Below are 14,085 nucleotides of genomic sequence, written 5' to 3'. Positions count from 1 at the left end.
GTGAGGGGGGGGGGCGGGAGGCAGGCGACAAAGGTGGAGGGGGGGGAGGGGGCCGGACGGGCGGTGGGCTGGGAGGTGGAGGTGGGGGCGGGGTGGCGGGCGTGGGGGGTGGGGGGGGGCGCCAGGGCGGCCCGGGGGGCGGGGGGCGGCGGGGCGGGGGTTCTGCCACGCGGCGACGCCACCCGGTCGGGCCAACTCCAACTCGCTTGACTTCGCCGTCCATTGACACGATAGAGTGAGGTTTAGACCACTAGACAACGTTGTCCGAGGACGCGGTGTCTGTCGCCACGGACCAACCGACACCCGGGCAGGGACTCCCCCCGTTCTCCTGCCCGGCCGGCGGACCCGGTGGAGCTGTCCACCGGGTCCGCACAGGCCACCCCGCCTTCACGGGTCCGGACCCCTAGGTGCGCCCGCGCCCCTACCCTGTGCGGGTGACTTCCACCGGCCTCCTCCTCCGCGCCCTCGGCGACCCCGGCCGTCCACCGCTGCGCCCGCTGCCGGACCGGGCGGCGGAGCTGCTGCGGAAGGTCGACGCGCCGCCGCGACTGGCCGCCCATCTGAGGGCGGTGCACGACGTGGCGTACGAGATCGTCGAGTGGGTGTCGCCACGGCATCCGGCGCTTCCCCTCGACCGCGACGCGGTGCTGTTCGGCGCGGCCACGCACGACATCGGCAAGACGCTCCACGCCGCCGAGCTCTCCGGCCCGGGCTCGGCCCACGAGGAGGCCGGCCGCGAGCTGCTCCTGTCCCACGGCATCGCCCCTCACCTGGCCCGCTTCGCCGCCACCCACGCCTCCTGGACCCTGCCGGACCTCGACACCGAGGACCTGTTGGTGAGCCTCGCCGACAAGATCTGGAAGAACAAGCGGGTCCCGGAACTGGAGGACCTGCTCGTCAGAAAGCTGGCCGAGGTGAGTGGCCGGACGGTGTGGGAGGAGTTCCTGGAGCTCGACGACCTGCTGACGTCGGTGGGCGAGGGGGCGGATGCGCGACTGGCGTTCCAGGCGTCCTATCCGGTGTGAGACCGGTCGCCGACCTCGGGCGGCCGGTGGCAGCCGATCCCCCGGATCGGGCCGCTGATCGCGCGGGGTTCCGGCCCGGTCAACTCCCGTAGCCCGCGCGGGGACGTTTCTCAGTGGTCCGTCACCAATAGTCGGTAACCGACGTCGATGGCCTCGCGGTTGAGGAGGTCGGTGTGGTGGGTGTGCCAGTGGCCGGTGGTCAGGTCGTCGGCGAGGCGGGCCAGGCCGGGGGCGAGGGTGTCCTCGCCGGGTTGGGACAACAGGGAGATGCCCGCGCGCACTTGGGGGTCGAGATAGGCGTCGGGGCGGCGCCAGTACGCGGCGGCGAATCCGTCCACGCAGTCGTGGGGCACCGGCACCGGCAACTCGCGGGCCCCGCCGAGCAGTTCGGACAGCCGGTCGATCGGGATCGCGCGGTCGTCGTCGAACGCGGCGGCCTCGGGGAGGTACTCCCGGACGAGCCAGAACCGTTCCCGGAACACACGCTGGTCCCAGGTCAGTACGAGGACGCGTCGGCGGGCGACCCTGCGCAGTTCGGCGATCCCGGCCACCGGGTCGGTCCAGTGGTGGACCGTGAGCAGAGCCATGACCGCGTCGGCGGCGCCGTCCCGCAGCGGCAGGTGTTCGGCGACGGCCCGCACGACGGGGGCGGCACCCGGCGGACGTTGGGCAATCATGACCTGGCTGGGCTCGACCGCGAGGACGGTCCGTGACGGTTCGTAGGATCCGGTGCCCGCACCGACGTTGACCACGTCCGTGGCGTCGCCGAGGGCGGCGTGGATCCGTGCGGCGATGCGCGGATCGGGGCGCCGGGTGCGGGCGTAGGTCGTGCCGAGGGTGTCGTAGGTGGCCATGCCGGTCCTTGTCCGCTGAGCAATAAAGCGACAACACACCGCCGTTAGGCTCTGGCAGTGATTTTTCCCCCACGAAGAACAGACGATGCGTCAAGCATCTCCCCCTGGCGCCGGCATGCTCGAACCGGCCGAATACTGACCCTCGTCGCGACCCTCACGACCGCCGCCCTGCTGCTCGGCGGCATCGATCCGCCTCCGGCTCGGGCAGAGACGACGGCCACCGAGCAGGTCATCACCTTTGACGTCGAGGACACGGAACTGGCCGACGCGGTCCGCGAGAAGTTCACCGAGATCGACACGTCGGGAGACACCCTCAGCGATGTGCTGGAGGCACAGACCGAGGGTCGGCTGCACGACGTCCTGCCCGATCTGAGGTACGTCGACTTCGAGCACGACTGGACGGTCGAGGGCACGGTCGTGACCATCACCGCCAAGGCGCCCGAAGTCGAGGCGGACGCGTCGTTCTGGCAGGGTGTGGGCATCGTCGCGGGTGCCATCGTGATCGGTGTCGCCGCGGGCAAGCTCTGCTCGCGGATGGGCGGTCCGGTCCCCGCGTGTGCCGGTGTCGGCGCGTTCATGGCGGAGTTCTCGAACGGCTTCTTCAACCAATGGGCCGACGGCAAGCTGAACGACTCCGAAGAGTGGAGCAAGAACATCGGGAAGTCCATCACCGCGGGCATGACGGTGTTCCTGATCACTTGGGCCGGCACGGACCAGGCTCTGGTGTGGTTCAGAACGGTCAAGAACTTCATCGTCAAGGTGGCTCGGACCATTGAGGCCCTGATCGGTCGTTCGGGAGGAGCCGACAAGGTCGAGGAGGTCCTCAACAAGATCGAGGGATACCTTCCGGAATGGCTGCGCTCCGGCGTCGACGCCACCGGCATCTGCCGTGACCCGGCAGGCGAAGGATCGGCGAGTGAGTGGACCTCGCTGGGGCAGATCGTGGACAGCGCGGACAGTTCGCAGACCCGGTTCATGGATCTCGACGGTGACGGTGACGGCGACCGCACCATGAGCGGAGCGGACGGCCGGCTCTACACCTGGGTGAACGCCGGATGCGGGTCGGGGGGCGAGCGGGTGTGGCATCCGCTCGGCGACACCGCACCGACCGCCGCCACCGAGCTGCCGAAGACGGCGTACTTCGGCGACCTCGACCGCGACGGCCGCGACGACCTCGTCAACTTCCTGAGCGCGAGCGAGTCCGGCACGGGCTTCGCCGCCATGCGCGTCTGGCGCAACGAGTCCACCAGCACCGACATCAAGTGGGCCGCCCCGGTCATCGTCGCCAACGACCTCGGTGTGGGCGAGCCGATCTTCGCCGACATGGACGGCGACAAGGACGACGACCTCCTCCTCGTGGACCGGAACAACTTCGTCACCGCCTGGGAGAACACGGCGACCGGGATCCCGAGCCCCGGCGACTGGGACGAGATCTCCGGCTTCACACACCCGGCCGAGGGCCCGGTCGGGCAGCTCTACTTCACCGACATCACCGGCGACGGCCTCGCCGACACGGTCGTCGTCCAGTACATGACCGGCGACGTGCTCGCGTGGAAGAACACCGGCGACGGCTCCTGGAGCTCCACGTCCTCGGTGTCGACCCAGCTGGTCCGTACGGCGGACACGGCGGACACGGCCGAGACGGCCGCCGCGGCCGACATCGCCGGCTGGGAGTCGCTCGGCACCGTGCGCTCCGGCGACGCGTTCGGCGGTTCCGTCGGCGCTTTCGCCGACCTCGACGTCGACAAGGTCTCCGACTTCCTGCTGTTCAACAGCACCAGCAACGGTGTCGACGCCTGGCGGCTGCCCAACGTCGGTGACACCAGCACCGAGGCCCTCGACTGGGACGAGTCCGGCTCCGAGGCGGGTGTGCCGGGTGAGCGGGTGGCGTACTTCAACTCCTGGTCGATCTACGCCAACAACTACACCCTGAAGACGATGGACCAGAACGGCACCGCCGCCAAGCTGACCAAGCTCAACTACGCCTTCCAGAACATCGATCCGGTCAACCTGACCTGCATGGCGGCGAACAAGGCCGGTTCGAGCGACGAGAGCAACGGCGACGCCAACGACGGCGCGGGCGACGCCTGGGCCGACTACCAGAAGGGCTTCACCGCCGAGGAGAGCGTCGACGGCGTCGCCGACTCGTGGGGCGACTCGCTGAAGGGCAACTTCAACCAGATCAAGAAGCTCAAGGCGAAGCACCCGAACCTCAAGGTGCTGGTCTCGCTCGGTGGCTGGACGTACTCGAAGTACTTCTCGGACGCCGCCGCGACCGACGCCTCGCGCAAGAAGTTCGTCAAGTCCTGCGTCGACATGTTCATCAAGGGCGACCTGCCCAAGCTCGGTGACGACCCGGCCGGTGGCGACGGCGCCGCCGCGGGTGTCTTCGACGGCATCGACGTCGACTGGGAGTTCCCGGCCAGCGCCGACGGCCACACCGGCAACCACTACAGCGCCGCGGACACGGCCAACTTCACCGCCCTGCTCGCCGAGTTCCGCCCGCAGCTCGGTTCCGGCAAGCTGCTCACCGCGGCGCTGCCGGCCGGTCCGAGCAAGATCAGCAAGGTCGAGGTGGGGCAGATCGCCTCGTACCTGGACCTGGGCAACATCATGACCTACGACATGCACGGCGCCTGGGAGGGAGCGGGACCGACCAACTTCAACGCCCCGCTGTACCGCTCCTCGGCGGACCCGGCCGACGGGACCGGCATGACCTCGGACGACGCCATCACGACGTACCTCGGCAAGGGCTTCCCGGCGAGCAAGATCACCCTCGGGGTGCCCTTCTACGCCCGTGGCTGGGCCGGGGTGGCGAACGGCGGCAAGAACGGGCTCTACCAGCCGGCGACCGCATCTCCGGCGGCGTATCCGTACTCGCAGGCGCCGGGCGTCGCCTTCTACAAGGAGCTCAAGACGGCGGGCAAGCTGACCGACAGCACCGTCTTCTGGGACAGCAGGACCAAGACGACCTGGATGTACGACGGCAGCACGTTCTTCAGCATCGAGACCCCGAAGTCGATGACGGCCAAGCGGCAGTACATCAAGAACAAGGGTCTGGCCGGCGTGATGATCTACTCCCTTGAGGGAGATGACGCCGAGACCACCCTGCTCGAGTCGTCGACCGGCCTGAACTGAGCCGACTCCGCGCTGACTTGAGGTCACCTGAAGCGCCGGAACCGTCACCACGGTTCCGGCGCTTCTGTGCTGGGGCGTTCAGCCGACCCGGCAGGGCAGGGCCGTCGCCGTATCACCGCCGGTGCCGGAGACGACGTAGCCGAACGTCGTACTCTGCCCCGGACTCAACGAGCCGTTCCAGTCGGCGTTGTGGACCATCACCGCCTGGCCGTTGTACGTCGGGTTGCCGTTCCAGAGGCTGTTCACCGTCTGGCCCGCGGGAAGGGTCCAGTCGACCATCCAGCCCAGCATCGGGACGTCACCGGAGTTGGTGACGGTCACCTCGGACTGGTAGCCGCCGTTCCAACTGCCGGTCGTCCTACGGGTGGCGGTGCAGGTGCCCGGTACGGGCTCGGTCGGGTTTCCGGGCTCGTGGATCCCCGTCACCTCGCCGTTGCCGCCGTCGAAGACCACGTCGGAGCAGGAGTAGAAGGTCTCCGCGCTGTCCGAGCGCTGCCACACCATGTAGATGATGTGACGGCCCGACTTGTTCGCCGGAAGCTGCCCGGACCAGGAGTAGTTGGCCTCGACCGTGCCCGGGCTGCCGTTGAGCGGCGGGTGGTCGACGGAGAGGAAGGGCTGGGCCTCCATGTCGTTCCAGGTGAGGGTCCGGGTCGCGTCGAAGCCGTCCTTGGTGACGTAGACGTAGAACCAACCCGGGTGCGCGGCCCAGGCGTTGTAGGAGAAGTCGACGGTCGCGCCCGAGGTGAGGTGGGTCAACGGCCAGTCGTTGCGGGCGGCGTTGAAGCCGGTGAAGTTGGTGTTGCCGCCGCTGCACAGCTCGCCGTCCGGCACGAAGCCGCGGGTGCGGCCGGCGCCGTCCGAGCGCAGTACGGAGAACCAGTTGTAGAACGGCGTGGTGCCGCTGACCGCCTGCGCGTTCTTGCAGGCCGGGTTGACCGGTTTGATCTCACCGGTGTCGGTCAGCCCGTCCTGCCAGCACAGGAAGGTACGGCTGCCGGGCTTCATGGGGGTGCCGTGGGCCTCCGCCTCGCCACCGGTCGACATCACCAGCGTGATGGCCGGGATCGTGGCGAGCAGCGAGACCAGGACGAGGAAGAGGGCTCTGGCGCGGGTGGGGAGCGCTAATCGGCGCCGCGGGGACGCCGCTGACTTTGTCAGGATCATGACAGTCCAGTCCGTTCCTTGAGGTACGGGCCGTGCGGATGCGTGTGTGCGGATGAGCGGGGTGGGGATTCCTTGGGGGTGGGTTCCGGTCCATCCGCATGGGAGCGCTCCCACCCCGCCTGTTGCGGAAGTTAGCGCGGATGGGGGCGGCTGTAAACGGGTGGCGCGTGAGGGTGGACTGTCGATAGCGCGCCCCCGCACGTTCGGGTGACTGTGTCTCCGTGCGGACAATCACGTCATGTGTCGGCGTCCGGGCCGGCTCCTTGAACAGCGGTCGCCTTCCGTCTCGATGGCCTCACCGGAAGTGCGCGAACCCCTCGGTCTCAGGTCGTACACCTCGAGCGCCGTTTTCGTGCGCCTAGCGCAACTCGGCGCACCTGGAGGGGATTTCGTGCGCCCTTCGAGCCCCCACGCTTCGACACCTCGGAACCGGAGTACGCCTCTTCGGAGCACACACACCCGTTCCGACGTTCTCTCCTACGCGGAGTCCGGATCGCACGGCCGCAGCTCAAAGGTCCTCATGGAGCCGACGCCGCCTCATCGGCACCACCCCGCGAACGCGCCAGGGGCTTTCAGCTCTATCCTCTTTGCTAGAGGCATAATGGGAGGAGCCAAGAGCTAGGAACTTTCTGTGCATGGCCGATCAGGTTCAGGGTACGTGCACGGGCGAAGGAGCGGCGATGACCCCCGTGGACCCCAGTCTGAACCGGCGCAAACTACGTCTCGCACTGCGACAGGCGCGCGAGCGCGCCGGTCTGACTCAGCGCGAGGCAGCCGAACAGGTGGAGTGGTCCCAGTCGAAACTGATCCGGGTGGAGACGGGTACGGTCAGCGTGTCTGTCAGCGATCTGCGCGCGTTGGTGACGCTCTATCACATCACCGACCCTGGCGAGGTGGACGAACTCGAGCAGGCGGCCCGGGGCAGCAAAGGGGCGAGTTGGTGGTCGAAGTACCACGACGTGGTCACCCCGCAGTTCGCCCAGTACCTGGGCTACGAGAGCGCCGCCGTGTCCCTGCACACGTACCACCCCATCGTCGTCCCCGGCCATCTGCAGACCCGTTCGTACGCTGAGGCGCTCCTGGCCCCCCGCGGCCTCGCGCCCGAGCGGGCCGAGCGGGTCGTGGACCTGAGGATGGAACGGCAGGAGCGGATGTTCGACGCCTCCGGCGGCCCGGTCACCACGTTCGTCCTGGACGAGGCCGCGGTGCGACGACAGATCGGCGGAAAGGAAGTCCTGGATGGGCAGTTGGATCAGTTGCTCGACTTCGGCACCCGTGACGGCATCACGCTCCGCGTCCTGCCGTTCGAGGCCGGGGCGCACTACAGCACTCTGGGCAGCTTCGTTCTGCTGAGCTTCCCCGACGACGACGATCTGCTGTATCTGGAGCATGCCGCCGGCAGCATGACCGGCGGCGAGGACCTGGAACTGCTGGCCCGTTACCAGGAGTGTTTCCACACGATCGCGGAACTGGCGCTCGGCGACGCCGAGTCCCGTGACCTGATCGATCGCATCAAGCAAGACCTCGGGGCCCGCTAGATCTGCGGCGCCCATGGCTGGCGGTGAAGCCAGGGGAGGACCGACGTGGTCGTCAGGTCGATATCTCAGGGCCTACAGCAGTGGGTCACCACTCTGCTCGGCGGAGCGGCAGGACTGAACGACGAGGAGCTCAAAGCACAGGCCATCAAGAACCAGTCCGAGACGGACCGCCTGGTCCAGATCGAGAACGCCCGCGGCGCCGTGAAGCTGAGGCTCATGACGCGGCTCGGCATACTCGCACTGGTCGCCCTCGCGATCGTGGTCGGGGCGATGGTGGTGATCATCCAGGCGGCCGGAGACCTGGAACTGCCGTGGTCGCGAATAGGCACAGCCGTGCTCACGTTCCTCTGCGCGTCCGGACTCACCGGCCTGGCGACACGGTGGTTCAAGCGCCGCCGCGCGGCCGGCACACCTACCGCGGCGTCCGCGTCCCAGACCCCTCCGGGAGGCGACCCGAACCAGATGACGTCACCATGACGTGACCGGCCTTCCACACTCCCGCCCCCACGGACACGCCGACTGCCACGGTCACCCACAGGATCCGCTTGGCGAGCAGGCTGTCGACGAGCAGGGAGGCGAGGGCGGCAGCCAGCGTCGCCAGCGCACCGGCAGCGAGCGCGAAGGCCAGGGCGCCACCGATGAGCGCCTCCCGTTTCCCCCTCTTCTTCCCCGAATGTTGCACCGCAGATGCCTCGGCTCCCATACAGGCCCCCTACCTAATGCCGATGGCTGTTCAACAACATCACGAACCCTCTAACGCCCCTTGGTTCACCGCACGAAGGAACCGCGTCCAGACGGGAGCGGTGAATCGCAGAGGCGAACGACGGGGTTCCTTGGAGTCACGGGCGAGCACTCGGTCCTCACACACAGCGACCTCCACGCACTCCGACTCATTGCCACACCTGCTGCTCCTGCGCCACAAGGGTTTCCCCCTATGCACCACCTCAGCCCTCCCGCTCCCCCGATACGCCTGGGCAGTGCCCATCCATGCTAGTAGGCGGTCGAGCACCACCGCAGGCAAGTGCCCCCGAACGTCAAGCCAAAGAACCACACATGGCACCCGCAAGACTACGCACAGCTACTAATTGTTCAGCGTAAGTGATCCCAGCCCGCCACAGCCATACCCGAACCTGTCGATATGCCATACGTCATTGCGACCGCCACGTCTCACATCAAGTGGCCGCTTCGTCGGCGTTCCCAACTACCCTCCCCACAAACCATCTTGAGTATCTGTTGGCTCAAGTGCTCACAGTTCTTGGCGAGTTGACATGGCTCAGCACCCCCACGCTCTCGCCCGCGAGCGGCAGCTCGATGCGGAACTCCGTACGCCCCGGCTCGCTCCGCACATCGATCCGCCCCCCGTGCGCCGCCGTGATCGCCGCCACGATGGCCAGCCCCAGACCCGAACCGCCCTCCAGCCCTCCGCTGCGGGTCCGGGAGACGTCCGCTCGGGTGAAGCGTTCGAAGACTGTCGGCAGGAGGGTGGGCGGAATGCCCGGGCCGTCGTCGCGGACGCGAACGACGCAGGTGTCGCCGCTCGCCTCGACGACCGCCACCACCCGCGTCCCCGCCGGTGTGTGCACCCGCGCGTTGGCCAGCAGATTGGCGATCACCTGGTGGAGGCGGCCCTCGTCGCCGACGATCAGGGGCGGGGCGTCGAGGCACAGTTCCAGCTGCCAGTCATGGTCACCGCCCGCGGCCCGCGCGTCCCAGACCGCCTCGGCGACCAGCGCGGCCACATCGACCTCGGCGGACTGCAGGGGGCGGCCCTCGTCCAGCCGGGCCAGCAGGAGCAGGTCCTCGACCAGCCCCGTCATCCGCGCCGACTCGGCGGAGACCCGGCGCCAGGCCAGTACCGGTTCGATCCGGTCCGTGCCGCGGTTCATCAGTTCGGCGTAGCCCGCGATGGAGGCCAGGGGCGTACGCAGCTCATGGCTGGCGTCGGACAGGAAGCGGCGCATGCGTTCCTCGGTGCGCTGGCGTTCCGAGAGGGAGGACTCGACGTGGTCGATCATGCGGTTCAGCGCGGCACCGACCTGGCCCGCCTCGCTCCCGGGGTCCGTGTCCCCGGCCGGGACCCGGGTGAGCGCGGCGACCTCGCCGCGGTCCAGGGGCGCCCGGGAGACCTCGACCGCGGTGGCGGCGACCCGGCCGAGGGGGCGCAGCTGGCGGCGGATCACCACGGCGCAGACGCAGCCCGCGACAGCGAGGCCCGCCGCCGCCACGACCGCTTCGACCACGACCAGGCCGTTGATCATCTGCTGGACGTCGTCCATGGGGAGGCCGGCCAGGACCCGTACCCCGTCGCTGTCGACCGCCGTGATCCGGTAGGTGCCGAGGCCCGGAACGTTCACGGTGTGCATCGAGCCGTCCGCCGCGATGCCGTCGAGGGCGGTGCGCTGGGTGTCGCTCAGGGCCGTCGGCGCGGCGTCCTGGCCGACCACCTCGGCGGTGAGGACGCCGCCGCCGTCGTCGAGGCGGGCGGCGAGCATGCCGGAGGGGTGGCCGCTCTCCATGAGGAAGGCGAGGCTGCTCTCCTGGTCGGGGTGGAGCCGGGCGCCGCCGAGGCTGCGCTGGGCGGCGTTGTCGACCCGGTCGTCCAAGTTGCCGAGCAGGTAGGAACGTTGGACGAAGACCGTGGTCAGCGCCATCGCGACGCACACCACCGCCAGGGTGACGCCGATGAAGACGAGCAGGCGGGTGCGCAGGGAGCGCAGGCGCCGGCGGGCGGTCATCTGCCGTCCTCCACCGGGCGGATGGTGTAGCCGAGGCCGCGCACGGTGTGGATCATCGGGGCCCGACCCTTGTCGATCTTCCGGCGGAGGCTGGAGATGTAGACCTCGACGAGGTTGCCGCCGCCGTCGAAGGAGGTGCTCCAGACGTGGTCGAGGATCTGCGCCTTGCTGAGCACCTGGCGCGGGTGGCCCAGCATCAGGCTGAGCAGGTCGAACTCCTTGGCGGTGAGCCGGACCGGCGTACCGGCGCGGTGCACCTCGCGGGTCTCCTCGGTCAGCACGAGGTCGCCCAGGACGCGCACCGAGTCGTCTGCGCGGGCGTGTTCGGCCCCGGCCCGGCGCAGCAGTCCGCGCAGCCGCACGACGACCTCCTCCAGGGAGAAGGGCTTGGTGACGTAGTCGTCGGCGCCCGCCTCCAGGCCGTCGAGCCGGTGTTCCAGGGCGTCGCGGGCGGTGAGCATCAGGACGGGGAGCTTGGGGTTCTCGTAGCGCAGGCGGCGCAGCACCTGGAGGCCGTCCAGGTCGGGCAGCATCCCGTCGAGGACGACGGCGTGCGGGGCGCAGCCGCGCGCGGTCCGCAGCGCGCTCTGTCCGTCGAGCGCCGGATAGGCACGCCAGCCCGCCTCCTCGACGGCCACGGAGAGCACGTCGGTGAGCGCGGGCTCGTCGTCGACGATGAGCACGCGGACGCGGCCGTTTCGGTACCCAGCGGTGCCAGTCATGTCCCGATCGTGTCCCGGTGGGCTGAGGGAATCCTGTGCTCCACCTGAGGATGGGTGATGACCTGGGGCTTTCGCGGGCGGGTACGGCGAAGGGCCGTGCCCCCGTCACCGGGTGCACGGCCCTCACAGGCCCCTTGGGACTACTTGGGGCTACTGGGACTACTTGCGGATCAGGCTGCGCAGCACGTACTGCATGATGCCGCCGTTGCGGTAGTAGTCGGCCTCACCGGGGGTGTCGATGCGGACGACCGCGTCGAACTCGACGCCCGTGTCGGTGGTGACCTTGACCGTGCGCGGCGTGGTGCCGTTGTTGAGCTCCTCGACGCCGGTGAAGGAGAAGGTCTCCTCGCCGGTCAGACCGAGGGACTCGGCGTTCTGGCCCTCCGGGAACTGGAGCGGCAGGACGCCCATGCCGATGAGGTTCGAGCGGTGGATGCGCTCGTACGACTCGGTGATGACGGCCTTGACGCCGAGGAGCGCGGTGCCCTTGGCGGCCCAGTCGCGGGACGAGCCGGAGCCGTACTCCTTGCCGCCCAGGATGACCAGCGGGATGCCCTGGTCGATGTAGTTGCGCGAGGCGTCGTAGATGAAGGAGACCGGAGCACCCTCGACCGTGAAGTCGCGGGTGTAGCCGCCCTCGGTGCCCGGCGCGAGCTGGTTGCGCAGGCGGATGTTGGCGAAGGTGCCGCGGATCATGACCTCGTGGTTGCCTCGGCGGGAGCCGTAGGAGTTGAAGTCACGACGCTCCACACCGTGCTCGGTGAGGTACTTGCCGGCCGGGGTGTCGGCCTTGATCGCACCGGCCGGGGAGATGTGGTCGGTGGTGACCGAGTCGCCCAGCTTGGCGAGGACGCGCGCGCCGGTGATGTCGGAGACCGGGGTGGTCTCCATCGTCATGCCCTCGAAGTACGGGGGCTTGCGGACGTACGTCGACTGCGGGTCCCACTCGAAGGTGTTGCCAGTCGGGATCGACAGCGCCTGCCACTGGGCGTCGCCCGCGAAGACGTCCTGGTAGGACTTGTTGAACATGTCCTCGCCGATGGCGTTGGCCACGACGTCGTTGACCTCGGCCTCGGTCGGCCAGATGTCGGTCAGGTAGACCGGCTTGCCGTCCTGGTCGACACCGAGCGCGTCGCGCGTGATGTCCACCTTCATGGAGCCGGCGAGGGCGTAGGCGACGACCAGCGGCGGGGAGGCCAGGTAGTTCATCTTGACGTCGGGGTTGATACGGCCCTCGAAGTTCCGGTTGCCGGAGAGGACCGAGGTCACGGCGAGGTCGTGGTCGTTGACGGCCTTGGAGACCTCCTCCGGCAGCGGGCCGGAGTTGCCGATGCAGGTGGTGCAGCCGTAGCCGACGAGGTTGAAGCCGACCTTGTCGAGGTAGGGGGTGAGGCCCGCCTTGTCGAAGTAGTCGGTGACGACCTTCGAGCCCGGGGCGAGGGTGGTCTTGACCCACGGCTTGCGGGTCAGGCCCTTCTCCACGGCCTTCTTCGCGACGAGCGCGGCGGCGACCATGACGTACGGGTTCGAGGTGTTGGTGCAGGAGGTGATGGCCGCGACCGTCACCGCGCCGTGGTCGATCTCGTAGGTCGAGCCGTCGGGGGCGGTCACGGTGACCGGGTTGGACGGGACGCCGTTGCCGGCGGCCGGGGCGTCGGAGGCGGGGAAGGACTCCTTGCCGGCCTCGTCGGCGGTGTCGACGTAGTTGCGTACGTCGGACTTGAACTGCTCGGCGGCGTTCGCGAGGACGATACGGTCCTGCGGGCGCTTCGGGCCGGCGATCGACGGGACGACCGTCGACAGGTCGAGCTCCAGCTTCTCGGAGAAGTCCGGCTCGGCCTGCGGGTCCAGCCAGAGGCCCTGCTCCTTGGCGTACGCCTCGACGAGCGCGAGCTGCTGCTCGGAGCGGCCGGTGAGCTTGAGGTACTTGATGGTCTCGCCGTCGATCGGGAAGACCGCGGCGGTGGAGCCGAACTCCGGCGACATGTTGCCGATGGTGGCGCGGTTCGCGAGGGAGGTGGCGGCGACGCCCTCACCGTAGAACTCGACGAACTTGCCGACCACGCCGTGCTTGCGGAGCATCTCGGTGATGGTGAGCACGAGGTCGGTGGCGGTGGTGCCGGGGGTGAGCTCACCGGTCAGCTTGAAGCCGACGACGCGCGGGATGAGCATGGAGACCGGCTGGCCGAGCATCGCGGCCTCGGCCTCGATGCCGCCGACGCCCCAGCCCAGCACACCGAGGCCGTTGACCATGGTGGTGTGCGAGTCGGTGCCGACGAGGGTGTCGGGGTACGCCTGGCCGTTGCGGACCATGACCGTACGGGCGAGGTGCTCGATGTTGACCTGGTGGACGATGCCGGTGCCCGGGGGGACGACCTTGAAGTCGTCGAAGGCGGTCTGGCCCCAGCGCAGGAACTGGTAGCGCTCCTTGTTGCGGCCGTACTCCAGGTCGACGTTCTGCTTGAAGGCGTCGTTGGTGCCGAACTTGTCGGCGATGACGGAGTGGTCGATGACCATCTCGGCCGGGGAGAGCGGGTTGACCTTCGCCGGGTCGCCGCCGAGCGCCTTGACGGCCTCACGCATGGTGGCGAGGTCCACGACACAGGGCACGCCGGTGAAGTCCTGCATGATCACGCGGGCGGGCGTGAACTGGATCTCCTGCGACGGCTGGGCCTGGGAGTCCCAGTCGCCGAGGGCGCGGATGTGGTCGGCGGTGATGTTCGCGCCGTCCTCGGTACGGAGCAGGTTCTCCAGCAGAACCTTGAGGCTGTACGGAAGGCGAGCCGAGCCTTCCACCTGGTCCAGCCGGAAGATCTCGTACGACTCGTCGCCCACGCTCAGCGTGGCACGGGCGTCGAAGCTGTTCGCCGACACGACAGTCTCCTTCATTGATGTGCGCGTACTCA

10 protein-coding genes are annotated in these 14,085 nt (G+C 68.8%); 4 read left to right on the top strand and 6 right to left on the bottom strand.

All coding sequences use genetic code 11. From position 1 onward, the window contains the following. Window positions 1-434 precede the first annotated feature (434 nt). Complete coding sequence (locus tag HLK59_RS17105; protein ID WP_346779748.1) at window positions 435-1,025, top strand: HD domain-containing protein; 591 nt, start codon at window positions 435-437, stop codon at window positions 1,023-1,025. 110 nt (window positions 1,026-1,135) lie between these two features. Here the strand turns inward: HLK59_RS17105 and HLK59_RS17100 are convergent, their stop codons facing one another. Beyond that, window positions 1,136-1,879, bottom strand: coding sequence for a methyltransferase domain-containing protein (locus HLK59_RS17100; RefSeq protein ID WP_171142294.1), 744 nt, complete (start codon window positions 1,877-1,879; stop codon window positions 1,136-1,138). Between the two features lie 57 nt (window positions 1,880-1,936). Here HLK59_RS17100 and HLK59_RS52390 point away from each other — a divergent pair, with 57 nt between their 5' ends. After that, window positions 1,937-5,017, top strand: a complete 3,081-nt coding sequence (locus tag HLK59_RS52390) for a glycoside hydrolase family 18 protein (protein WP_171142293.1) — start codon at window positions 1,937-1,939, stop codon at window positions 5,015-5,017. A gap of 78 nt (window positions 5,018-5,095) precedes the next feature. On the opposite strand, the gene HLK59_RS17090 is transcribed toward HLK59_RS52390, so the two are convergent. Then, the gene (locus tag HLK59_RS17090) at window positions 5,096-6,184 is read right to left on the bottom strand and encodes a lytic polysaccharide monooxygenase (protein ID WP_171142292.1); all 1,089 of its coding nucleotides are present in this window, start codon (window positions 6,182-6,184) and stop codon (window positions 5,096-5,098) included. 680 nt (window positions 6,185-6,864) lie between these two features. On the opposite strand from HLK59_RS17090, the gene HLK59_RS17085 reads away from it, so the two are divergent. Continuing rightward, window positions 6,865-7,722, top strand: coding sequence for a helix-turn-helix transcriptional regulator (locus HLK59_RS17085; RefSeq protein WP_171142291.1), 858 nt, complete (start codon window positions 6,865-6,867; stop codon window positions 7,720-7,722). Between the two features lie 45 nt (window positions 7,723-7,767). Continuing rightward, window positions 7,768-8,199 (top strand): hypothetical protein, encoded by a 432-nt coding sequence (locus HLK59_RS17080; RefSeq protein ID WP_171142290.1) that lies wholly within the window; start codon window positions 7,768-7,770, stop codon window positions 8,197-8,199. 265 nt (window positions 8,200-8,464) lie between these two features. Here HLK59_RS17080 and HLK59_RS17075 read toward each other — a convergent pair whose 3' ends face one another. The 4 genes from HLK59_RS17075 to acnA form a co-directional block, all read right to left on the bottom strand. After that, the gene (locus HLK59_RS17075; protein WP_171142297.1) at window positions 8,465-8,707 is read right to left on the bottom strand and encodes a DUF397 domain-containing protein; all 243 of its coding nucleotides are present in this window, start codon (window positions 8,705-8,707) and stop codon (window positions 8,465-8,467) included. A 253-nt stretch (window positions 8,708-8,960) separates the two neighbouring features. Then, window positions 8,961-10,457: a HAMP domain-containing sensor histidine kinase gene (locus HLK59_RS17070; protein ID WP_171142289.1), complete on the bottom strand. Its 1,497-nt coding sequence runs from the start codon at window positions 10,455-10,457 to the stop codon at window positions 8,961-8,963. Further along, window positions 10,454-11,179 carry a response regulator transcription factor gene (locus HLK59_RS17065; protein ID WP_171142288.1) on the bottom strand — a complete coding sequence of 242 codons (726 nt, stop codon included), beginning with the start codon at window positions 11,177-11,179 and terminating at the stop codon, window positions 10,454-10,456. The genes HLK59_RS17070 and HLK59_RS17065 overlap by 4 nt, the downstream gene beginning before the upstream one ends. Window positions 11,180-11,338: 159 nt before the next feature. Next, window positions 11,339-14,053 (bottom strand): aconitate hydratase AcnA, encoded by a 2,715-nt coding sequence (gene acnA, locus HLK59_RS17060; RefSeq protein ID WP_171142287.1) that lies wholly within the window; start codon window positions 14,051-14,053, stop codon window positions 11,339-11,341. Window positions 14,054-14,085: the final 32 nt, after the last annotated feature.

This window comes from Streptomyces sp. S3(2020) (assembly GCF_013044505.1).
In the GTDB taxonomy this organism is placed as follows: domain Bacteria; phylum Actinomycetota; class Actinomycetes; order Streptomycetales; family Streptomycetaceae; genus Streptomyces.
This window is presented reverse-complemented; position numbering and strand designations above follow the sequence as displayed.